Here is a 21,806-nt window from a genome sequence, read left to right on the forward strand (position 1 = left end):
ACACTCCAAAATACCAAAGGGACGACGAAAGACCATTGTTTGCATCAATCTAGATATTGGGTAACGCCATTTCGCCGGTAAAATATCGCTGTTGTAAAGACTACGTCTGCAATCACACCCCAACAAGAAACTTTTACGCTTATCAATGCATAAACAAATGTTATCGATCGATAGCGTAGCTTTAAGATGATATTCGTAACCTATTGAATTTAATGAATAAATAATTTTCGACGCTGTGCGCTATATCGCTTTAAAGATGTCTGCGCGAGGAAGACACGCTATTGACCACTCTATTGCCCCATGCCAGTCTGGATTCAACAGCTAACGGTACTTAGTCAGTAAAACAACCTCTGGCGATCTCGTGTTTGAGTCTTGGGAACTGTCCCGTGAAAACATGGAGGTTTTTATCGCGCCTCAAGGTATCAAAGCTGACGCGTTCATTGACCTTCCACCTAACTCGCATTCGGAGCATTCATCTTGAAATTTGAAGGTATTTATACGCCAGCAGTAACTCCTTATAACTCTGATGGGGAGATTGACTGGGATGTGTACTCCCAAGTTTTGGAGTCGCTGATTGAGGCGAAAGTGCACGGCATTATTATCGGCGGGTCGACCGGCGAGTATTATGCGCAGACGTCGGAAGAACGCACCGAGTTGGCGGCCTACGCGAAAGATGTGATCGGCACTCGGGTGCAACTGATCGTCAGCACCGGGGCGATTCGTACCGAAGATGCGGTTCAGTACGCCAAGGATGCCAAATCGATCAAAGCGGACGCCATTCTCGTCACGTCCCCGCCTTACGCGCTGCCAACCTCACAGGAAAACGCGATTCACGCGCTCACTATCGATCGCGCAGCGGACTTGCCGATCATGCTTTACAACTATCCGGGGCGCATGTGCGTTTCGATGGATGAAGAGTATTTCACGCGTGTCAGCCAATCGAAAAACGTCGTCGCCATCAAGGAAAGTTCCGGCGACATGGGTCAGGTGCATATGCTGGCCCGGCAGTTCCCCAACATCGCTTTGTCCTGCGGATGGGACGACCAGGCCCTCGAGTTTTTTGCCTGGGGCGCCCGCAGTTGGGTGTGCGCAGGTTCCAACTTCCTGCCCAAGGAACACGTTGCGCTTTATGAAGCCTGCGTGATCGAAAAGAACTTCGACAAAGGCCGTCAAATCATGTCGGCAATGATGCCGCTGATGAATGCCCTGGACGGTGGCAAGTTCGTGCAGTCGATCAAGTACGGCTGTGAAGTTGCCGGATTGAAAGTCGGTAACGTGCGCCTGCCATTGCAGCCACTTGAAACGGACGAAAAGCAGAGTTTCGCGTCGATCATTACTGAACTCAAACGTAACGTAGCCAACATTTCTTCGGGAGCCAGCCATGGGTGATCTTCTGAGCAAGGCCGAGTACGCCGCACTGGCCAAAGACATTTCGCTGCCATCCAAGGCGTTCATCAATGGCGCGTTTAAACCCGCGATCTCTGGCAAAACCTTCGCCACGAACAATCCGGCGACGGGTGATTTTTTGACTGACGTCGCCGCCTGTTCGTCCGAGGATGTCGACTTTGCGGTGAGCAATGCCAAAGAGGCCTTTGAGGATGGACGCTGGAGATCTGTTTCTCCTCGGGAGCGCAAAGCGGTTCTGTTGAAGTTTGCAAACCTGCTTGAAAACCATCAACACGAACTGGCCGTCCTCGAAAGTCTCGATAGCGGCAAACCTGTCAGTGAATGTCAGTTGGTCGACATCCCGGACACCATCCACACGATCCGCTGGCACGCAGAACTGATCGACAAGATTTATGACAACACCGCCCCGGTGGGCAGCGACGCGCTGACCATGGTGGTCCGGGAGCCGATCGGCGTGGTGGGCTGCGTATTGCCCTGGAACTTCCCGCTGCTGATGCTGGCCTGGAAAATCGGCCCGGCGCTCGCTGCGGGCTGTTCGGTCATCGTCAAACCTGCTGAACAAACCTCGCTGACCACGTTGCGTGTCGCTCAACTGGCGTTTGAAGCCGGTATACCCGCTGGTGTTCTCAACATTGTGACCGGCACGGGCAAAGACGTCGGTGAGCCGATCGGTTTGCATAACGATGTCGACATGGTGAGCTTCACCGGCTCCACTGCGACCGGCCGCCGCTTCCTGCATTACGCCGCCGATTCGAACCTCAAGCGCATCGTCCTTGAGTGCGGCGGGAAAAACCCGGCCGTGGTGATGGACGATGCGCAAGACCTGGATCTCGTTGCTCAGCATGTCGTCAATGGCGCGTTCTGGAACATGGGTGAAAACTGCTCCGCGACCTCACGTCTGATCGTCCATGCGTCTGTTAAAGACGAACTGCTGGAGCGCATGGGCGCCTACATCCGCGAATGGAAAATGGGTGACCCACTCGATCCGGAAAACCGCGTAGGGTCGCTGGTCAGCCCAGAGCATTTCGCCAAAGTGAAGTCGTACCTTGAGCACGCCACCGCCGCAAAGCTTGAAGTTGTGTACGGCGGCGCGACGAAAGACGGTGCCTTCGTAGAGCCGACAGTGATTGACGGTGTCGATCGAGACAGTCGGCTGTTCCAGGAAGAGATCTTCGGCCCGATTCTTTCGGTCACCACCTTTCATTCGATTTCCGAAGCCATTGCCCTGGCCAATGACACGGTCTACGGCCTGGCCGCCTCGGTGTACACCGCCAGTCTGCGCCGGGCGATCAAGTTGTCGCGTGAGATTCGCGCCGGCATCGTCACCGTGAACTGCTTTGGTGAGGGCGATGCTTCGACGCCATTCGGCGGCTACAAGGAGTCGGGCTTCGGTGGTCGGGACAAATCCATTTTTGCCCATGACCAGTACACCGAAATCAAAACAATCTGGATCGATGTGTCTGATCGGTCGGATGAAGAGACCGAAAAATGAGCACCCATACCATCAAGCGCCTGCCGGTAGATACTGGGGTTTCGGGTTGGGAGGCGATTTCCGCACGCACTGCGCCTGTCCGCATGCTTGATGGAAACGTGACGGCGGACTGGCTGATTATCGGTGCCGGTTTTGCCGGCTTGTCCGCCGCTCGCAGACTTTCACAGTTACACCCCGGTGACAGCATTGTTGTGGTCGATGCTCATGAAGTCGCCAAGGGGCCGGCAGGCAGGAACTCTGGCTTCATGATCGATGTGCCGCACAGTCTGTCGTCCGGGGAATACTCCGTGGCGAGTGAGTCTGCAACGGCGCTGGAAATCACGCAAAATCGTTTTGCGATTGAGTTTGCCGCGCAAGCCGCACGCGAGTACGGCATGTCCACAAACACCTTTGACCCATCAGGGAAGATCAACGCGGCCGCCACTGAGCGGGGATTGAAGCTGAACGTCAATTACGCACAGTCCCTTGAGCGCATCGGCGAAAAGTTCGAGATGTTTGATGCCGCGCAAATGCGCGAAATCACCGGGTCCACCTATTACCACGGTGGGATCTACACACCCGGCGCAGTGTTGATTCAACCCGCTCAATACATTAGGGACCTGGCAGCAGGGCTCGAAGGGAAAATCACGCTGTTCGAACGCTCTCCGATTATTGAATTGACCAAGCAGGGAAGCGGTTGGAGCGCTCGATCTCATAACGGGACGGTGCACGCACCCAAGGTCATCCTGGGGGTTAACGGGCACATTGAGGACTTTGGACATTATCAAGGACGCCTGTTGCACGTCTTCACTTACGCCTCCATGACGGCTGCGTACAGTGATGATGCATTCAAGAAAGACGTGCCGGGTAGAGCCAAGTGGGCATTGTTGCCAGCTGATCCAATGGGAGCGACTGTTCGTAAAATCTCTACGGACGGTCTCTCGCGTATCGTCATCCGGACAAAATTCACCTATGACCCGAGTATCCAGGTCACCCCAGAGCGTGTGGCTGCGGTTGCCAAAGAACAGCGACAGTCTCTGGATGCACGCTTTCCCGAATTGAAATCCACTGCGTTGGAGTTCAGTTGGGCCGGCCGTCTGTGTTTGAGTCGTAACAGCGCCGCTGCATTTGGCGAGATCGAAGAAAACCTGTATTCGGCTTGCTGCGAAAATGGGTTGGGAACGGTCAAGAGCACGCTGGCAGGTGTAATGGCAGCGGAATTGGCTTCGGGTATACGTTCTGATTTTCTGGATAGTTTCAGTCACGCGCCAGGACCCAGCAGGCTCCCCCCCCAAATAATAACGAAGCTGGGCGTCAGTTCGGTCATTCGTTGGCATGAGTTTTGGGCCGGGCGAGAAGGTTAGCAAGTTTAAGTTGTCGGCTTTTCCTATAAAGGCCGTTTAATAAGTCACTAATAAGAACGGAACAATCCATGAAGAATATTTGGAAGGCATTCTGCGCGCTCGCGTTTGTGGGCATGATGAGTTTGCAGGCACACGCTGAAGAAAAAAACATAGTAATGGGGACCATGTCTTGGGAGGATTTGGTGCCCATTACCGGCATTACCAAGAAGGTACTTGAGAACGCTGGGTATACCGTAAAAGTCGTGGAGTTTTCCGAGTGGGGTATCGCTTACGCTGCACTCAGCAAAGGGGATATTCAGGTATTGGCCTCCCAGATTGATTACGCCGCCGCCGATTATTGGAAAAAGAACAAGAACAAAATCGAGAAGCTGTCACCGGTCTCCTTTGGTCTTTATCAGGGCATGGCAGTACCCAGTTACGTAGACATCGACTCCATCGAACAGCTGAATGCAAACGCGGACAAACTGGGGAACAGAATCATTGGCATCGAACCAGGTTCGGGTTTGATGAGTGACGCGAACAACGTGGTCAAAGCGTACGACATCAAGCTCAAGCTGGTCGAGGGCAGTACTTCGGCCATGACCGCGGCTTTAAAGTCGGCAGTCGACCGAAAAGAATGGGTGGCGGTAACCGTCTGGGATCCTTCCTGGATGACCAGGAAATTTGATCTCAAATTCTTGAAAGATCCAAAAGGGGTCTTCCCGCCGTTGCAGGGTTATTACTGGATTGGACACAAAGGCTTCGCTGAAGCCAATCCGCGTGCGCGTGAACTGATGGCCAGTGTTTATGTGCCTATCACGGACATCACCGCGATGAATGCTGAAGTCAAGGATGGCAAGACCATGGACGAGGCTATCAAGGGTTGGATTGATGGTCATACAGATCTTGTAAATCGTTGGGGAAATATCAAGAACTATTAAGTTTTGTTTGTTTGCCACTGCCGCCCTTTGATTAATTAAAGAAACCAGCAAACAACTGGTTCGATGGATTGCGAAATGACAATGGCCACAATTAATACTGACGAAGTGCTGGTAGATTGCCAGTCGGTTTGGAAAATCTTCGGTAAAAATGCACCGGCAGCCATGGACGCGGTTGTCCAGCAGGGTCTTTCAAAGACCCAGATCCTGCAAAACCATGGCTGCGTGGTCGGGGTTTCCGATGTCAGTCTCCAGGTTCGCCGGGGGGAAATATTTTGCATCATGGGTTTGTCCGGCAGTGGCAAATCCACCCTTATAAGGTTGCTGAACAAGCTGATCACCCCGAGCTCGGGGAAGGTGCTGGTCAAAGGCAAGGACGTTTCATCCTTGTCGCCGGCACAACTGCGAGAGGTGAGGGCGCGTCACATCGGTATGGTCTTTCAAAGCGTTGCCTTGCTGCCTAACCGTACGGTTCTTGAGAACACCGCGTTTGGCCTGGAAGTGCAGGGCGTGGGCAAGGCTGCACGTTACAAAGTGGCCGAGCAGGCGCTGGCAAAGGTTGGATTGAGCGAGTGGACTTCACGCTATCCAAGCGAACTGTCAGGCGGCATGCAACAACGGGTCGGACTGGCGCGTGCACTCACGGCTGACCCAGAAATAATTTTGATGGATGAGCCGTTCAGCGCGCTTGATCCGCTGATTCGCCGACAGTTGCAGGATGAGTTCCGCCTGCTGACCAAGGAACTGGGCAAGTCCGCGGTGTTTATTACACACGACCTGGACGAGGCCATCCGCATCGGTGACCGCATTGCAATCATGAAGGATGGCGCCATCATTCAGGTTGGCACCGCCGAGGAAATCGTGCTCAACCCGGCTGACGACTACGTGGCGGAATTCGTCGCCGGCATTTCCCGATTGCATCTGGTCAAGGCTCACTCGGTCATGACGTCTGTCCAGGCCTACAAGGCTGCACAGCCGACTTGCGATATTTCCCGGCTCATCCAAACCTCGCTTGACGCCGATATCGATGAGCTTATCAGCTTGACGATGAAGTCCAGGCGGGACGGGCTTGCCGTGGTCGATAACGGAACAGTGGTCGGGATCATCACGCCTCGTGATCTGCTGCGTGGCGTTCAAGGTATTCCCAACGAGTTGGCGCCCGTAGCTACGGCCAACGCGATGGAGGCGTCCGCATGAGCATGCCGGATTTTTCCAGTCAGTTCGATGCATCCATTGATACAGGACTGGAATGGCTTTCAGATAATGGCGAGTTCGTGTTCGATGCCGTCAATGCGGTGCTCAATGGCATTTACGAAGGCGTGCTGTGGTGTGTCGCCTATCCACCGCACTACGTTGTAGCGATTGTCATGGCGTGGATTGGCTGGCGTCTGGCTGGCGTTCGCTTTGCAATTCTTGCAGGTTTGGCCCTGTTGTTTTGCGACCTCATCGGCTTGTGGCCAGAGACAGTCAGCACGCTTGCCCTGGTGCTTACAGCGACTGTCCTGGCACTGGTTGTCGCCATTCCGCTGGGAGTCATTGCCGGTCTGGCGCCGGCCTTTGATCGCGTGGTTGATCCTTGTCTGGATTTGATCCAGACGATGCCGCCCTACATCTACCTGCTACCGGCCATTGCACTGCTCGGCTACGGCCCTGCCACGGCGCTGTTGGCGACTTTTATTGTCGCGCTTCCCCCTGCGCTACGACTGACCTCCCTGGGTATTCGCATGACACCCAAGGAGTTCATCGAGTTGGGAGAGGCCAGCGGTGTGACTGGAATCCAGATGTTTTTCAAGATCCGCTTACCGTTCGCCTTGCCCAGCATCATGGCCGGTGTCAACCAAAGCTTGATGATGGCGTTCGGTATGGTCGTCATCGCCGGTATTGTGGGTTCGGGCGGTTTGGGCGAGGCGATTTACGGTTCCATCCGTACGTTGGATATCGCCAAGTCGATCAACGCGGCCATCGCTATCGTTATCCTGACCATGATCCTGGATCGTCTGGCGCAGAGTGCTGCACAGGCGCGGGTGAGGGCTTCCCAATGACAACGCACATTCAATTTTCTCCAGGCGATTACCTGGCTCCCGCCGTTGACTGGCTGAACACTAATTTACATGGATTGTTCAAAGGGATAAGTCAGGTCATTGAGGCGGTACTCGGTGCAGTGGAGGGGGCGCTGCTTGCTCCCCATCCGTACTTATTCATCGGTATTGTCGTCGTTGCGGCGTTCTTTTTTGCCAATAAACGAGTCGCTGTTTTCGCTGCGGTGATGTTGGCTTTCTGTTTGTTCGCTGGCCTTTGGGTCGCGTCCATCCAGACGATTGCGCTGGTCAGCGTGTCGGTCCTGATCTCTGTCGCCATCGCTTTCCCGCTGGGGGTTCTGGCCGCCCGGGTGAAGCGTGTAGATGAAGCGTTGCTGCCGATTCTGAACATCATGCAAACGGTGCCGCCCTGGGTATACCTGATCCCCGCCGTGATGCTGTTCAGCTTGGGACGGGTGCCCGCGATCATCGCAACGATTGTTTACGGCATCCCGCCGATGCTCAGATTGACGACCCTGGCCTTCAAGCAGCTGCCCAAGGATCTCCTTGAGTTGGGCCAGGCGTCCGGTGCTTCACCTAAAGACATTCTGTTCAAAATTGAACTGCCGACTGCCGCTCCCACGCTGTTGGTAGGCCTGAACCAATGTATCCTCATGTCGTTGGCGATGGTGGTGCTGGCAGGTTTGGTGGGGGCGGGCGGTCTGGGGGCTGAAGTGACTCGTGGCCTCTCGAGGATGGAGATGGGATTGGGCCTTCGAGCGGGCCTGGCCATTGTCGCTATTGCGCTGCTGTTGGATCGACTGTCACGGGGCGCGTTGCAGCGTCACTCGCCCAGTAAACTCCTTTGAAGGGGGCGGCTGAACGTCGGCGACGTTCGTCAGTGTAAACAAGCGAGGCTTAAAGTGATCGAACGACGAGACTTCAGCGGGTGTATGAAAGGTAAAAACCTGCGCTATGTGGAAGAGACCCGGAGTGAGTCGACGGCCCATGCCCGGGCAGGATTTTTACTGCTCGAGCACTTCTCGTTGCCTGCATTTACGCAAGCGCTCGATACGATTGTCACTGCCAACCTTTTGCGTCCGGCGTTGTTCTCTTCACGAACCTTCGGGGTGCAGGATGGAGAGGTTACCAGCGACCTTGGCCTGGTCATTCGACCGGATGCGCGTTTGGACGTGGCAGCACTCAAAGACCTTGATTTGCTGGTCATATGCGGCGGCTATCGCACCGAACTCAAAGTCAATCACGAGCTGATCAGCATCCTTAAAACGGCATCGGAACTGGGTATCACCCTGGCCGGGCTGTGGAATGGGGCGTGGTTTTTGGGCGTGTCAGGTTTGCTTGAGGGATATCGTTGTGCGATTCATCCCGAACACCGACCCGCGCTCGCAGAAATTTCAAAAGTCACGCATGTCACCAGTGAAGCATTTGTCATGGATCGAGACCGGCTCACGGCTTCGAGTCCGGCGGGTGCCTATCATATGGCTCTCGAGTGGATCAAAGGGCTGCACGGCAAGGCACTTGTCGAGGGCATCGAAGACATTCTGTCTTTCGAAGAGTCGCGGTATCGGCGTATCAAACCGACACAGAACATCTCGTTGAGTGCCCCCCTCAAAGAGGTGGTCAAGCTGATGGATGCCAACCTGGAAGAACCGTTGCAAATGGACCAACTTGCGGTCTATGCCGGTCGTTCCCGTCGACAAATAGAGCGCTTGTTCAAAGAGCAACTGGGTACCACGCCGCAACGGTATTACCTGGAATTGCGCATTACCGAAGCACGGCGATTACTTCAGCACACAGAGCTGTCTCAGGTTGACGTGCTGGTCGCGTGCGGCTTTGTTTCACCGAGCCATTTCAGTAAATGCTACAGCTCGTACTTCGGTTACCGGCCTTCGAGAGAAACGCGGTTGGTGAAGTAAAAACCGGGCTGTCGCAAAAAGTTAAGGGAGGAGGGCATGACCGAGTTGCGATTGAAGTGCGACCAAACAAAAAATGCTGCGCCCACCGTTGCTGCTGGTCCTGGCGTCGCAAGGCCTCAACTCGGGATTTTTTTATGCCTGCTTTCAATGCTTATCTTTGCGAGCCAGGACGGACTAACCAAGGTGCTTGTCAAAGACTTCCCGGTTGCCCAACTGGTCATGGTGCGCTATTGGGTGTTTGTCGTTTTTGCCCTCGGATATGCCGCCTGCCAAGGTAGGGGCAAAGAGTCTTTTCGCAGTAAGCACCCTTGGCTCCAAATCATTCGAGCGCTGTTAGCCGTGGGTGAAACCATACTGTTTGCAGTGGGGCTACGATATTTGGGCCTGGCCGAAATGCATGCGCTCTATGCCGTATTTCCGCTGATGGCACTGGCATTGGCGGGGGCCGTGCTTGGGGAGTTCATAGGTCTGCGGCGCTGGATTGCCGCCGCCATAGGGTTCGCCGGGACACTGATCATCCTTCGACCAGGCGCGGGCGTTTTTGAACTCGCGGCGCTGATTCCCCTGCTGGCTGCTTTAGCATTCGCGGTGTTCAACGTACTGACGCGCCGGATTAGCCAGCACGACGCCTTTGCTACGAACATGCTCTTTATGGCAAGTGTGGGTGCCCTGACAGTCACATTTGCGGGGCTACCCGCATGGGTTTCTCCGACTCCGGTCCAAGGCCTCTTGATGGGGATCCTGTCATTGACGGGCGTAGTCGCTCAGATTCTGTTCATTCAAGCACTGAAATACGCAACCGCTTCTACCCTGCAACCTTTCAACTATGCGCTTCTGGTGTTCGCCACTTTGATTGGTGTGATCGTCTTTGCCGAGCACCCCGACACATGGGTAGTTGTCGGAGCAGCGTTGGTTATTATCGGTGGGCTGTATGCGATTAAAGCCAAGGCGTGAACACTCCAGAGGAAGAGAAGGCAGCGAAGTATGTCCCGGTTGGCAGGGCAGGTCGCCCAGGGGAAGTGGCTGCTGCCGTTACGTTCCTGGCGTCACCGGAGTCCAGTTACATTACCGGTGAATTGCTGGTGGTCGATGGTGGCAATTGCCTGATAGAGAACAAAGCGCCCAAGTAATCAATACGTGCCCGTCACGAAATTTTGCAGCGGAGGAGAGTAAGTGACTCCCTCCGTTGCAAGTCAGGTTGTCAGGCTGATTCGATCAAAACGGCAGTGGCAGTTTCGCTGTGCGCCCCCCATCCACCACGAGCACTTGTCCGGTAATGAAGGCCGATGACTGCGAAGCGAGGAAAACGACTGTCCCGCCAACATCCGCCGGCAATCCGGTACGTCCGACCGGGTGAAGGCGCTGGAGTGCCTGGCGCGCCGCATGCGGATCAGCTTGAGCGGCGAGATATGCATCACTCAACTCGGAGTTTATCCACCCTGGAGCAATGGCATTGCAGCGAATGCCGTCCCGTCCGAGATCGACTGCCAAGGCTCGGGTCAGCCCATGGATGCCAGCCTTGGAGGCACAGTACGCGGCATGTTCAGGGTTGGCGCCTATCCCTTCGATCGACCCGATGTTGATGATGCTGCCACCGCCTCGCTGACGCATTTGAGGCACCAACGCCTTGCACAAGAACGCTGGTGCCCGCAGATTGACAGCCATCATGCGATCCCAGTCCTGCTCGGTCATCTCATCAATCGATTTCTCGAACATGAACCCCGCATTATTCACCAGGACATCGACTCCGCCGAGCTGCTCCCGGGCTATTTGCGCGATCAAACCTGGAGACTCCACCGAAGCGAGATCTGCCTCGACGAAATAGACCTGAGGGTGACTTTGCAAGTCGACGTCCAGTGCCTGACGCTGAGCGATCAACACAGTAGCTCCCGCCTCAAGCAATTGTTCGGTGATGCCTCGGCCAATCCCTCTGCCGCCCCCGGTCACCACTACATTTTTACCGTTGAGCATCGCTACCTCTCCTTAGCCGGACACCGGCTTGGCGCCTGTGACTTCTACCGTTTCACCGGCGATGTACCTGGCCTCGTCGGACGCCAGAAATGCGATGACATCCGCAATGTCTTCGGGCTCGGCGATACGGCCTAGTGGGACGCTCTTGTTTAGCTCTTGCACGGCTTTGTCCGGATCCAGGCCGCGACGTTCAAAGCCGCTGCGTATCATCGGGGTATTGATTTCGTGCGGGCACACGGCGTTGACACGGATGCCCAAAGGGGCGCAATCGCGGCCCAGATTTTTGGTTAAAGCCGCAACGGCCCCTTTGCTTGTGCAATACGCCACGTGGGCGGGGCCTGGATAAATTCCCCAGACAGATGATGTGTTGACGATTGCGGCGCCCGGGCGATTTTTCATGTGCGGTATCGCGGCACGGCAGATGAAGAACACCGCATTCAGGTTTACGCCCATGGCGTCGAACCACATGTCGTCAGTGGTTTCCTCTATCGTGCCACGGGGAATGATGCCCGCATTGTTCAATACGATATCGATCCCCGAAAAAACATCGACGGCCGTTTGGACAATCGCTTCGCAATATTCTTTTCGGCGTAAATCGCCTGCCACGTAGAGTACTTCGGCGCCCAGGTCACGAACTTTGGCTAAGATTGATTTGCAACCGGCTTCGTCAAGATCAGATAAAACAAGCTTTGCGCCTTCTCGGGCGAACAATAATGCTAACGCCTGTCCGACACCTCCGGCAGCGCCCGTAATGACCACCACTTTATTATTGAATTTCATAGGACAACCCACCTGGTAAGTTTTTGGCGGAGTCATTATTTAATTTCAATGGATCGCAGCGTCCAACAACTTTTTTACAGGGCCAAAGATAACGTGGCGTTATCCTCAAGTTTCTGACTCGATAGTTTTTCTGGTGTCGGCGAAGTCTTGATAAAAGTGTCCGCACTTTTTCAAAAAATTAATTGATTCGGGTCATTGATGGCGTGCTCTATTGATTTGACGATTGATCGTCTCGAAAATGTACGCCCCTGTACATGCCGTGTACGCCAAAGATCCTGGGGTGTACAGTGTCGAAGAATTTTCAAATAAAGGTGCACCCGAATGTCACAGACAGGAAGGGCGAAAACCAAAGCGCAGGACGCCGGCTGGCGAGGCTCCGTCGATGGTTGGCTGGACGCCGCCTATGATGCCCTGAAGGAGTCGGGTGTTGATGCTGTGCGGGTGATGCCGCTGGCCAAACGCTTGAATTTGTCCCGTACCAGCTTTTACTGGTTCTATGAAGATCGCGAACAGCTGCTCGCGGCACTCCTGGCTCGATGGCGGGACAAGAACACCGGCGGTATGGTCAGCCAATGCGAAAGTTACGCAGAAAGTATTTCCGAAGCGATTCTCAACGTCTTCGAATGCTGGGTGAACCCTGAACTGTTCGACTCGCAGTTCGAATTTGCCGTGCGCAGTTGGGCGCTGCAATCGGACGAGGTCACTGCTGAAATCGCTTTGGCCGATGAGGCTCGGATGAATGCCCTGGCCGCGATGTTCCGACGGTTTGGCTACGACGGCGAGGGTGCCGACGTTCGGGCCAGGACGATCTACCTCACGCAGATTGGCTACATCTCCATGAAAACCAGTGAAGATATCGTCGTTAGATTTCGACGGATTCCTCAGTACGTGAGTGTGTTCACCGGCAAAGTACCTAAGCGGCGAGAGCTGGACCGCTTTTATGGAAAGTTCGGCTACGCGGAAAAAGAGCCCGGCGTTTTCGTTCCCTTGGTCGATACATTCGAGGAGTCGACTGCCGATGGAGAATAGAACTCTGGGCATCATCGGAGGTACCGGCTGGCTCGGGCGCGCAATCGCCCAGGCGCTGCTCGATAGCGGGGTCATCGGGCCTGACCGCTTATTGATCTCGAACCGCTCCGGCGTCAGTCCCTTCGAGCCAGGCGTGAGACTGCTGGCTGACAACCAGCAGTTGGTGGACCTCAGCGATATTGTCGTGCTGTCCATCCGACCGGAGCAGTTTCGTGAACTGCAGATCAACGCCCGCGGCAAGCGGGTGATTTCCCTGATGGCCGGAGTTCCGGCGGCATCCATCAGCGCGGCCACCGGTGCGGATGCAGTGGTGCGGGCCATGCCGAATGCGGCCGTGGAAATCAGGCAGTCGTTTACGCCCTGGTACTGTGCCGGAAACCTTGTTGAATGCGACCGCCAGTGGGTGCAACGACTGTTCGAGTGCGTAGGTTCAGCGGACGAAGTGCCTGATGAAGACTGTATTGATTACCTCAGCGCCTTGTCCGGGACTGGGCCGGCCTTTCCGGCAATGTTGCAAATGGCGCTGACTAATCAGGCGGTGGCAGCGGGAATTCCCCTTGCCATCGCACAGCGCGCTGCACAAGGCGTGGTGGTGGGGGGCGGCCAGATGCTTGCCAGCCGCGATCCGCGGCAAATGATTGAGTCGTTGATGGCTTACCGTGGCGTGACGGCAGCAGCGCTGCAGTCGATGGCCGATCAGGGCATCGACTGCATTGTGGGGCGGGCAGTCAATGCAGGCGCTGAGGTTGCGCGGCGGGGAATGTAGCAGGGCAGGGGATAACAGTGAAGGGCCGTGAAGGGCCTTCACTGCCGAAGGCGTCATGGGAAGCTCCGTGCGTCCCTTGACCGCACCAGACGTGCCAGGGGTTCAGATTTCTTTCACCAGGCGCAAAGCGTCGTAGATGGCCGCGTGGGTGTTGCGAGCAGACACGGCGTCGCCGATCCGGAACAGTTGGAAGCGTCCTTCGGGATGGGTGACGATGTTCTGTGCCGTGCCAGCGATCAGGTCATGCTGCTCTACCGCGCCGCCATTGGTGGAGAGAGGACGCAGCTCGAAGTACAAGTCATCCAGCGGAAGGGTGCCGTGGTTGACGACCACCTGATCGACCACGCGCTGCTTGTGAACCTGTCCGTAATCGCTGCCAAAGGTTGCAACGAGCCCGCCATCACGTTTTTCCACTGTATCGACCCGGTAGGTCACGGTGAAGGTGACGTCCAGGTCCTGCAGGCTGCGCATGTAGGGCACCAGGTTCATGGCCATGACTTCAGGTGCGAACGAGCGGTCAGGGGTGACGATCTCCACGGTCGCACCGCTTTGTGCGATCACCTCGGCAGCCTGCAGTGCAGCATGATCCCCCGCATCGTCGAAGATCAGTACGTTGCGACCAGGCTTGATGTCGCCGGAAATGATGTCCCAGGTTGAAACCACGAGTTCGTTGCCTTTGCTGAGCACCTCGGTATCCGGCAGGCCGCCGGTCGCGACGATAACCACGTCTGGCTCGAAGGATTGCACGGTGTCGGCTTCGGCCCAGGTATTGAAGTGAAACTTCACCCCCAGCCGTTCGCATTGTGCCATCCGCCAATCAATGATGCTGATCATCTCGCGACGACGTTCGCTCAGCGCAGTCAGACGAATTTGCCCACCAGGTTGATCAGCCGCTTCAAGCACCGTCACGTCATGGCCGCGCTCACCGGCGACCCGCGCCGCTTCCAGCCCGGCAGGGCCGGTTCCGACCACCAACACCTTGCGCTTGACCGCGGCTTTGGGAATGTCATGAGGCATGGTGGTTTCCCGCCCCGTCGCGGCGTTGTGGATGCAGTAGGCCGCGCCGCCCTGATAGATGCGATCCAGGCAATAGTTGGCGCCCACGCAAGGGCGAATGTCTTCTTCGCGCTTCTCGATGATTTTGCGCACGATGTGCGGATCGGTCATATGCGCGCGGGTCATGCCCACCATGTCCACTTTGCCCGAGGCGATCGCGTAGCGCGCGGTGGCCACGTCGGGAATCTTCGCCGCGTGGAAGGTCGGAAAGCCCGTCGACGAGCGGATCTCGCCGGCGAAGTCGAGATGGGGCGAGTTGCGCATACCCTGAATCGGGATGACATCGGTCAGCCCTGCATCCGTATCGATGTGACCGCGTACGACGTTCAGGAAGTCGACCAGTCCGCTGTCCTTGAGCATGTGAGAAACCTGCATGCCCTCGCTGGCAGTGAAGCCGCCGGGCAGTTCTTCATCACCGGTGTAGCGAACTCCCAGCAGAAAATCTTCGCCTACCCGCTGGCGGATGCCACGCAGGATGTCGAAGGTAAAGCGCATGCGGTTTTCCAGCGACCCGCCGTAAGGGCCGTCGAGGTCATTGGTCAACGGCGACCAGAACTGATCCATCAAATGCCCGTAAGCCTGAAGCTCCAGGCCATCGAGACCTGCCGCCTTCATGCGCTCCGCGGCGTCTACATAGTCCTTGATGATCCGCTCGATGTCCCACTCCTCCATTTTCTTCGGGAAGGAGCGATGCGACGCCTCGCGGCGGTGTGACGGCGACACCACCGGTAACCAGTCAGCCTTGTCCCAGCGGGTGCGACGGCCCAGGTGAGTCAACTGGATCATCACTGCCGCGCCATGTTCGTGGCATTCATCGGTCAGGTCCTTCAACCATCCGACTACTTCGTCCTTGTAGGCAAGCACATTGTTGAACACCGGCGGGCTGTCTCGGGATACGGCAGCGGAACCGGCAGTCATGGTCAGGGCGACACCGGCTTTGGCGCGCTCCACGTGGTAGGCGCGATAGAGATCCTTGGGCATACCGTCCACAGGGTAGGCCGGTTCATGGGAGGTGGTCATGATCCGGTTTCTGAGGGTCAGGTTTTTGATTTTATAGGGTTGCAGCAAGGGATCGCTGGACATCGTGGTGCGCTCCAAAGTGGGCCTCATCAGGCTCGGTGACTTAAAATTAGGATAAATGTACACCTGTGTCAACGATTTGTGACACCGGTGTACATTTTGCTTGCATGCCAAAAAAACCAGGATTAACATCCGCCCAAACAAGGACGAATGTCGCTCGTCCGCGTCTGTCATCCATTTAGAAAGGAGAGAAGCGTGACTGAGTTATTTGATATTCGTTTGGCCAGCAAACAAACTGCCTTCACTGAAATCCCGGTCATAGATATTTCGCCACTCATAAACGGAGAAAATCCGCTGCGGGTGGCAAGCCAGATAGGTGAAGCGTGCGAAAAGGTGGGGTTTTTTTATATAAAAAACCATGGTGTTTCGCAGCAACTGATAGACGAGATGTACAGGCTCACCAAACTTTTTTTCAAGCTTCCAGCCGACGAGAAGAACTCACTTAATATCGTGAACTCTGGGCTTACGCTACGTGGTTACATCCCGATGTATGCGGAAAACGTAGATCCTGCCAATACGCGCGATTTCAAAGAGTGCTTTGATTACGGCGCCCATTACGATGAAGTTTCTCCGTTTTTTGGCCCTAATCAAATGCCGGCCGGGCTGCCGCAATTCGACACGGTTGCCGAGGCTTATCATTCAGCTGTATTGGCGCTTGCGAGAACGCTCATCGGCGGCATCGCGCTGAGTCTGGATTTGCCGCAAAATTATTTTGAACAACGCCAACGCAAGCCCATCACTATTCAGCGCGTTTTGCGTTATCCGCCTCAGGTAGGAAAGGTCTCCCTGGAAGAGATCGGTATTGGTGCTCACACGGATTACGGCTTCCTGACAGTCCTGTCTCAAGACACAGTTGGCGGTTTACAAGTCAAGAACCGTGCAGGGGAGTGGGTTACTGCCCCACCCGTTGAAGGCACTTTTATCGTCAACATTGGTGATCTGGTTCAAACCCTCACCAACGATCGCTACACCTCGACAATGCATCGCGTCATAAATACTAGCGGTCTAGAGCGCTATTCAATTCCGTTCTTTATTGATTTGGATTTTGATGCAATTGTTGAGCCCGTGCCAACCTGTGTGAGTGAAGCGCTACCCGCGAAGTACGAAGCGTACACTTGTGGTAAACACAAATTTAAGCGTTTCGTTGATAGCTATGCGCACCTGAAAGTCGAATAGGGAGTTTTCTATGTGCATCCTGTATATGGCCGACCCCGCCGATGCGCAGAAATGGCGAGATTGCCTGGCAACGCTCGCCCCACAACTAGAGTTCCGCCAATGGCCTGATATCGGTAACCCGGCAGGGGTGCACTACATCCTGGCTTGGGAGCCTCTAACCAACCTGGTGGAACAGTTTGGTAATCTTCGGCTTCTCTACGCTGCAGGGGCTGGAGTTGATCAGTTCGATCTGGCTCGTTTGCCTGCTAACGTGTCGCTAATACGGCTGGTAGATAGCTCGATGGCTGACATCATGGCCGAATATGTTCTGTTTGGTGTTCTTGCCTTGCATCGAGAAATCCTCGCTTACCAAGAGGACCAGCGCAGTGGTCGCTGGCAACCTCGACCAATCGTGCATGCTTCACAGCGGCGTGTTGGTGTCATGGGGGTTGGCAATCTCGGACGCGCCGCGCTTGATCGCCTTCAGCCATTAGGTTTTCAGCTCAGTGGCTGGAATCGCTCTTTGAAGGAGGTGCCAGGTGGCCACTGTTACGTCGGCCCGGACGAACTCGAGGCGTTTTTAGGGCAGTGCGATATCCTTGTGAACATGTTGCCACTGACCCCCGAAACAGACGGGATACTCAATGCTGCGAGGCTCGATTGCCTGCCTCATGGAGCTGGACTGATTAACGTGGGGCGTGGCGCCCATGTTATAGAAACGGCTTTGCTTTCAGCGTTGAATGAAGGCCGTATGGGAGGAGCCATACTGGATGTCCTGGTACAAGAACCTCCTTCTCAAGACAACCCACTTTGGAAACACCCTCGAGTGCTCCTGACCCCTCATGTTGCAAGCGATGTGCAGATTGAGGGGGGTGTGGCAGTGATAGTTGAGAATCTCCGAAGAGAGCGTGAGGGAATGCCCCTGTTGAATGTGGTTGATCGGTCTAAAGGCTATTAGTGAGGGAGCGGGGTGGAAGCTCCAGTCGAATACCATCGATACTGACCTATAACTTAGCTAAACTAAACAACCATTTAGTTTAGTTATAATTTCTGGTTATTAATGAAGGAGGGGAGTTGACCAGATGATCCAGAGGCAGCTCATCCTTATTCGCTATCTTCCAAATATGTGCTGTATCTTCAAACATACGTGTATTCGGTAACAAGCCCCGTAAATAAAGGGCTACAGCCATCTGCGGTGGCCATTAAAAGGCGTATGCAATGGCTCATTTTCCAAGCTGGATGCTTTAATGCGCTCACAATTACCTGAAAGCCGCTGAGATTCTGGATGTGCAGAACCTACCGCACGTTGCCCAGGTCGATGCGGCGATTGACATGGAAACCCTGCTCAAGAGCTTTATTTCCGTGCCTGACCAGCATCAAGGCACATCCGGCGAGATCTACAAACTCGACGTCTAGCGTTGGCCGCGGCATAAGCACGATCTATTGACGTTGTTCCATGCGATGCCCGAACCGATTCGTAGCGGCTTGGCCCTGGACAGCCAGGAAGATTCCTTCGAGAGATACCGCGACGTGTTCACCAACCGCCGGTATCCGTATGAGTTGGGCAGCTGGAAATTTTCCGATCCGGTACTGATGAGGAGCTGCGGTGGACTCTGGCCAATATGGTTGGCTATTCAAGGTGCAAGGTTCTCACGATCCGTTCGGTCCTGGATTACCTGATTGAGGTGCAGGCACGAACTGCAGCAGAGTGATCGAGGCCTGTGCCTGGCTTCAAATCTGACCACCATGCGCTCCCAACTCCGCGCACTGCGTTACGCATAATGTATATTATGTTAAATGGCATATCATTTGTCGCTCATTGTTCGACAATCAACCATCCGGGGCTTGACGGCGAATTGGCTTTTGGTGTTTCCTGAAACCGGTTTCAGTGCTATCTCACGAAGCACCCGACCTTATAAATCCAATAAGAAGGTTTCAGACCGTGAACGATTTCTCCGCCGCCCAGCGCAGCCGCGTGACCATGCTCGACGTGGCCGAACACGCCAAGGTCTCCAAGGCCAGCGTTTCGCGGTTCATTGGCGATGATCGCGCCCTGCTTTCCGATGCCATTGCCCAGCGCATCGAACAGGCAATTGCCGAACTCGGCTATCGCCCGAACCAGATGGCCCGTGGCCTGAAACGCGGGCGCACCCGCCTGATCGGCATGCTGGTGGCCGATATCCGCAACCCTTATTCAATTGCCGTGATGCACGGGGTGGAAACCGCCTGCCGTCAGCACGGCTATAGCCTGGTGGTGTGCAACACCGACCGCGACGACGAGCAAGAACGCCAGCACCTGGCCCTGCTGCGCTCGTACAACATCGAAGGCCTGATCGTGAACACCCTCGGTCATCATCGTGACGAATTGCACGAACTGCACCGGGAAATGCCCCTGGTACTGGTGGATCGCAAGGTGGAGAACCTTGGAAGCGATATGGTCGGGCTGAACAACCCGCAGGCCATCGACATGGCCCTTAACCACCTTGAAGAACGCGGTTATTGCGATGTATTGCTGGTGACTGAGCCGCTTGATGGCACCAGTTCGCGAATTGAGCGGGTCAGCAGCTTCAAGGCACAAATCGAGCAACGCCCGGCGCTTCGCGGCACGCACATCGAAACAGGCAGCGAACTGACCGCACAATTGAAATCCTTCCTCGACACGCCTGGCCCCGGCCCGAAGGCGCTGTTTTGCGCGAACGGGATTGCCGCGCTCGCCAGCACTCATGCGTTGCGTGAACTCAAGTGCAACCTGTTCGATGACGTGGGCTTGATTGCCCTCGATGACCTGGATTGGTACCCGCTGGTGGGCAGCGGCATTACCGCCCTCGCACAGCCGACCACCGAGATGGGCGCCAGTGCTTTTGAGTGCCTGCTCAAGCGGCTGCGCGGGGATGACGGGGCGGTGCGGACGCTGGATTTTTCGGCGCGGCTGATTGTGCGGGGGTCGACCCGTGGGAATTTGCGTTGAATGTTAAGGCCTGCTCGCGAAGAGGCCCCAAGTAGCACTGAAAATTTTTTTGAACAAAAATGAAACCGGTTTCAGAGGTAGAAAAACAATGAATAGACCAGCCGTTTCCATCAGCCTTTCCAGCTACGGCGCCGACCTTGTGCGTCAACGCGGCCAGGGCAGCTTCATCGAGATTCTCGCCGCCGCCGGCGCCACGCGCATTGAGTGGCGCGAAGAGTTACTGACCATCGAAGACCCCGCTCAACTGGCCGATGCCACACAAGCAGAAGGCCTGCAGAGCGTGTATTCGTCGCCCATGGAGCTATGGCTGGCCGGGCAATCCAAACCCAACGCCGAACTGATCACGGCCCTGCAACGCGCCCAGGCATTCGGCGCCAAATGGCTGAAGGTGTCGCTGGGCTATTTCACCGACAACAGCGATCTGCAAACCCTCGCCCGTGTGCTGGGCGAAAGCGCCGTGCAGTTGCTGGTGGAAAACGACCAGACCCTGCACGGCGGCCGCATTGAACCCTTCCAGCGTTTTTTCGCGGACGTCGAGCAGCACAACTTGCCGATAAAGATGACCTTCGATATCGGCAATTGGCACTGGCAGGACCAGTCTGCCGCCAGCGCCGCGCGCTTGCTCGGGCGTCACGTCGGTTACGTGCACTGCAAAGCGGTGACCCGCCGCGCCGACGGCAAGCTGGTGGCCATCCCACCCGCTGCCAGCGATTTTCAACAGTGGGAACACCTGCTGCGGCACATGGCCCAAGGCGTTATGCGGGCCGCGGAATATCCGCTGCAAGGCGATGACCTGGTGCAACTGACCACCGAGCACGTCGCTGCCCTCGCCCACCTCGGCCAATCGCAGCTGGAGAGTGCTCATGTCTGAGATCGATATTCTGTCCTTCGGCGAGACCATGGCGATGTTCGTCGCCGAACAGGCTGGCGATCTGGCCAGCGTCGGCGCTTTCCACAAACGCATTGCCGGGGCTGACAGCAACGTCGCCATTGGCCTTTCCCGACTGGGCTTCAACGTGGCATGGCTGAGCCGTGTCGGTGCCGATTCGTTGGGCCGGTTTGTGGTCGATACCCTGGAAAAACAAGGCCTGGATTGCCGCCACGTCGACATCGACACCGCCCACCCGACCGGTTTTCAACTCAAGTCCCGCACCGACGACGGCAGCGATCCGGTGGTCGAGTACTTCCGCCGTGGTTCGGCGGCCAGTCACCTGTCGCCGCACTCGATCGTGCCCGAATTGCTCAAGGCCCGACACCTGCACGCCACCGGCATTCCCCCGGCGCTGTCGGAGTCAGCGCGGCAGATGTCGTTCGAGTTGATGACCCGCATGCGCGAGGCCGGGCGCAGTGTGTCCTTCGACCCGAACCTGCGCCCGAGCCTGTGGGCCAGCGAACGACAAATGATCACCGAGATCAACCGCCTCGCCGCCCTCGCCCATTGGGTCCTGCCGGGGTTGAGCGAAGGTCGCTTGCTGAGCGGTTTCGAAGACCCGGCCGACATCGCCGCCTTCTACCTCGACCAGGGCGCCGAAGCCGTGGCGATCAAGCTTGGCCCACACGGGGCTTACTACCGCACACATCTTGATCAAGGTTTCGTGGCGGGCGTACCGGTGCACACAGTGGTCGATACGGTGGGTGCCGGCGATGGTTTTGCCGTCGGCATGATCAGCGCGCTGTTGGAAAACCAAAGCGTTGTCGAGGCCGTGAAACGCGCCAACTGGATTGGCAGCCGTGCGGTGCAGAGTCGGGGGGATATGGAGGGGTTGCCGACCCGCGCCGAAATGGCCAGCGAATTTGAGGCCGCCATCGCGAGCAAGCTCGCTCCCACAGGGGATATGTGTCGAACCTAGATCCCTTGTGGGAGCGAGCTTGCTCGCGATGAGGCCA

General features: G+C 56.0%; 20 protein-coding genes and 2 pseudogenes. 19 read left to right on the forward strand and 3 right to left on the reverse strand.

The window, feature by feature from the left end; genetic code table 11:
• Positions 1-355: 355 nt before the first annotated feature.
• The 11 genes and pseudogenes from ACM6IT_RS27665 to ACM6IT_RS27715 all read left to right on the forward strand — a co-directional run.
• A pseudogene (locus ACM6IT_RS27665) lies at positions 356-481 on the forward strand (GntR family transcriptional regulator); the annotation flags it as partial.
• The gene (locus tag ACM6IT_RS27670) at positions 478-1,389 is read left to right on the forward strand and encodes a dihydrodipicolinate synthase family protein (protein ID WP_414919085.1); all 912 of its coding nucleotides are present in this window, start codon (positions 478-480) and stop codon (positions 1,387-1,389) included. The pseudogene ACM6IT_RS27665 and the gene ACM6IT_RS27670, both read left to right, overlap by 4 nt.
• Positions 1,382-2,899, forward strand: coding sequence for an aldehyde dehydrogenase (locus tag ACM6IT_RS27675; protein ID WP_414919086.1), 1,518 nt, complete (start codon positions 1,382-1,384; stop codon positions 2,897-2,899). Before ACM6IT_RS27670 ends, ACM6IT_RS27675 begins: the two co-directional genes overlap by 8 nt.
• Positions 2,896-4,242 carry an NAD(P)/FAD-dependent oxidoreductase gene (locus ACM6IT_RS27680; RefSeq protein ID WP_223541209.1) on the forward strand — a complete coding sequence of 449 codons (1,347 nt, stop codon included), beginning with the start codon at positions 2,896-2,898 and terminating at the stop codon, positions 4,240-4,242. Before ACM6IT_RS27675 ends, ACM6IT_RS27680 begins: the two co-directional genes overlap by 4 nt.
• A 68-nt stretch (positions 4,243-4,310) precedes the next feature.
• The gene (locus ACM6IT_RS27685; RefSeq protein WP_414919087.1) at positions 4,311-5,162 is read left to right on the forward strand and encodes a glycine betaine ABC transporter substrate-binding protein; all 852 of its coding nucleotides are present in this window, start codon (positions 4,311-4,313) and stop codon (positions 5,160-5,162) included.
• 75 nt (positions 5,163-5,237) lie between these two features.
• Complete coding sequence (locus tag ACM6IT_RS27690; RefSeq protein WP_414914497.1) at positions 5,238-6,356, forward strand: quaternary amine ABC transporter ATP-binding protein; 1,119 nt, start codon at positions 5,238-5,240, stop codon at positions 6,354-6,356.
• Entirely contained in the window at positions 6,353-7,201 is an 849-nt protein-coding gene (locus tag ACM6IT_RS27695) for an ABC transporter permease (protein ID WP_414914470.1), read from the forward strand. The genes ACM6IT_RS27690 and ACM6IT_RS27695 overlap by 4 nt, the downstream gene beginning before the upstream one ends.
• On the forward strand, positions 7,198-8,046 hold the full coding sequence (locus tag ACM6IT_RS27700) for an ABC transporter permease (RefSeq protein WP_160386883.1): 849 nt from the start codon (positions 7,198-7,200) through the stop codon (positions 8,044-8,046). Before ACM6IT_RS27695 ends, ACM6IT_RS27700 begins: the two co-directional genes overlap by 4 nt.
• A gap of 54 nt (positions 8,047-8,100) precedes the next feature.
• Positions 8,101-9,114, forward strand: a complete 1,014-nt coding sequence (locus ACM6IT_RS27705; protein WP_177336472.1) for a GlxA family transcriptional regulator — start codon at positions 8,101-8,103, stop codon at positions 9,112-9,114.
• A gap of 36 nt (positions 9,115-9,150) precedes the next feature.
• On the forward strand, positions 9,151-10,068 hold the full coding sequence (locus tag ACM6IT_RS27710; protein WP_414919088.1) for a DMT family transporter: 918 nt from the start codon (positions 9,151-9,153) through the stop codon (positions 10,066-10,068).
• Positions 10,062-10,244 (forward strand): annotated as a pseudogene (locus tag ACM6IT_RS27715) (SDR family oxidoreductase); the annotation flags it as partial. The gene ACM6IT_RS27710 and the pseudogene ACM6IT_RS27715, both read left to right, overlap by 7 nt.
• Positions 10,245-10,329: 85 nt before the next feature.
• Here the strand turns inward: ACM6IT_RS27715 and ACM6IT_RS27720 are convergent.
• Together ACM6IT_RS27720 and ACM6IT_RS27725 are read right to left on the reverse strand one after the other, a co-directional pair.
• Positions 10,330-11,085 (reverse strand): SDR family NAD(P)-dependent oxidoreductase, encoded by a 756-nt coding sequence (locus ACM6IT_RS27720; RefSeq protein ID WP_056724851.1) that lies wholly within the window; start codon positions 11,083-11,085, stop codon positions 10,330-10,332.
• 12 nt (positions 11,086-11,097) lie between these two features.
• Positions 11,098-11,865 (reverse strand): SDR family NAD(P)-dependent oxidoreductase, encoded by a 768-nt coding sequence (locus ACM6IT_RS27725; RefSeq protein WP_056724853.1) that lies wholly within the window; start codon positions 11,863-11,865, stop codon positions 11,098-11,100.
• 321 nt (positions 11,866-12,186) lie between these two features.
• Between ACM6IT_RS27725 and ACM6IT_RS27730 the strand changes: the two genes are divergently transcribed.
• Together ACM6IT_RS27730 and ACM6IT_RS27735 are read left to right on the forward strand one after the other, a co-directional pair.
• Positions 12,187-12,894: a TetR/AcrR family transcriptional regulator gene (locus ACM6IT_RS27730; protein ID WP_056724856.1), complete on the forward strand. Its 708-nt coding sequence runs from the start codon at positions 12,187-12,189 to the stop codon at positions 12,892-12,894.
• On the forward strand, positions 12,884-13,660 hold the full coding sequence (locus ACM6IT_RS27735; protein ID WP_056724857.1) for a pyrroline-5-carboxylate reductase family protein: 777 nt from the start codon (positions 12,884-12,886) through the stop codon (positions 13,658-13,660). Before ACM6IT_RS27730 ends, ACM6IT_RS27735 begins: the two co-directional genes overlap by 11 nt.
• Before the next feature lie 102 nt (positions 13,661-13,762).
• Here ACM6IT_RS27735 and ACM6IT_RS27740 read toward each other — a convergent pair whose 3' ends face one another.
• Complete coding sequence (locus ACM6IT_RS27740; RefSeq protein ID WP_414919089.1) at positions 13,763-15,799, reverse strand: FAD-dependent oxidoreductase; 2,037 nt, start codon at positions 15,797-15,799, stop codon at positions 13,763-13,765.
• A 192-nt stretch (positions 15,800-15,991) separates the two neighbouring features.
• Between ACM6IT_RS27740 and ACM6IT_RS27745 the strand changes: the two genes are divergently transcribed.
• From ACM6IT_RS27745 to ACM6IT_RS27770, 6 genes are all read left to right on the forward strand, one after another.
• Positions 15,992-16,972: an isopenicillin N synthase family dioxygenase gene (locus tag ACM6IT_RS27745; RefSeq protein ID WP_414919090.1), complete on the forward strand. Its 981-nt coding sequence runs from the start codon at positions 15,992-15,994 to the stop codon at positions 16,970-16,972.
• A gap of 10 nt (positions 16,973-16,982) precedes the next feature.
• Positions 16,983-17,909: a 2-hydroxyacid dehydrogenase gene (locus tag ACM6IT_RS27750; RefSeq protein ID WP_414919091.1), complete on the forward strand. Its 927-nt coding sequence runs from the start codon at positions 16,983-16,985 to the stop codon at positions 17,907-17,909.
• Between the two features lie 329 nt (positions 17,910-18,238).
• Complete coding sequence (locus tag ACM6IT_RS27755; RefSeq protein ID WP_263291639.1) at positions 18,239-18,367, forward strand: hypothetical protein; 129 nt, start codon at positions 18,239-18,241, stop codon at positions 18,365-18,367.
• A gap of 526 nt (positions 18,368-18,893) precedes the next feature.
• Positions 18,894-19,919 carry a LacI family DNA-binding transcriptional regulator gene (locus ACM6IT_RS27760; protein WP_414919092.1) on the forward strand — a complete coding sequence of 342 codons (1,026 nt, stop codon included), beginning with the start codon at positions 18,894-18,896 and terminating at the stop codon, positions 19,917-19,919.
• Positions 19,920-20,007: 88 nt separating this feature from the next.
• A complete protein-coding gene (locus tag ACM6IT_RS27765; RefSeq protein ID WP_056724865.1) occupies positions 20,008-20,790 on the forward strand; it encodes a sugar phosphate isomerase/epimerase family protein in 783 nt (260 codons plus the stop codon).
• Positions 20,783-21,769 carry a sugar kinase gene (locus ACM6IT_RS27770; protein ID WP_414919093.1) on the forward strand — a complete coding sequence of 329 codons (987 nt, stop codon included), beginning with the start codon at positions 20,783-20,785 and terminating at the stop codon, positions 21,767-21,769. The genes ACM6IT_RS27765 and ACM6IT_RS27770 overlap by 8 nt, the downstream gene beginning before the upstream one ends.
• Positions 21,770-21,806 lie beyond the last annotated feature (37 nt).

The organism is Pseudomonas sp. IT-P4 (assembly GCF_949767755.1).
In the GTDB taxonomy this organism is placed as follows: domain Bacteria; phylum Pseudomonadota; class Gammaproteobacteria; order Pseudomonadales; family Pseudomonadaceae; genus Aquipseudomonas; species Aquipseudomonas monachiensis.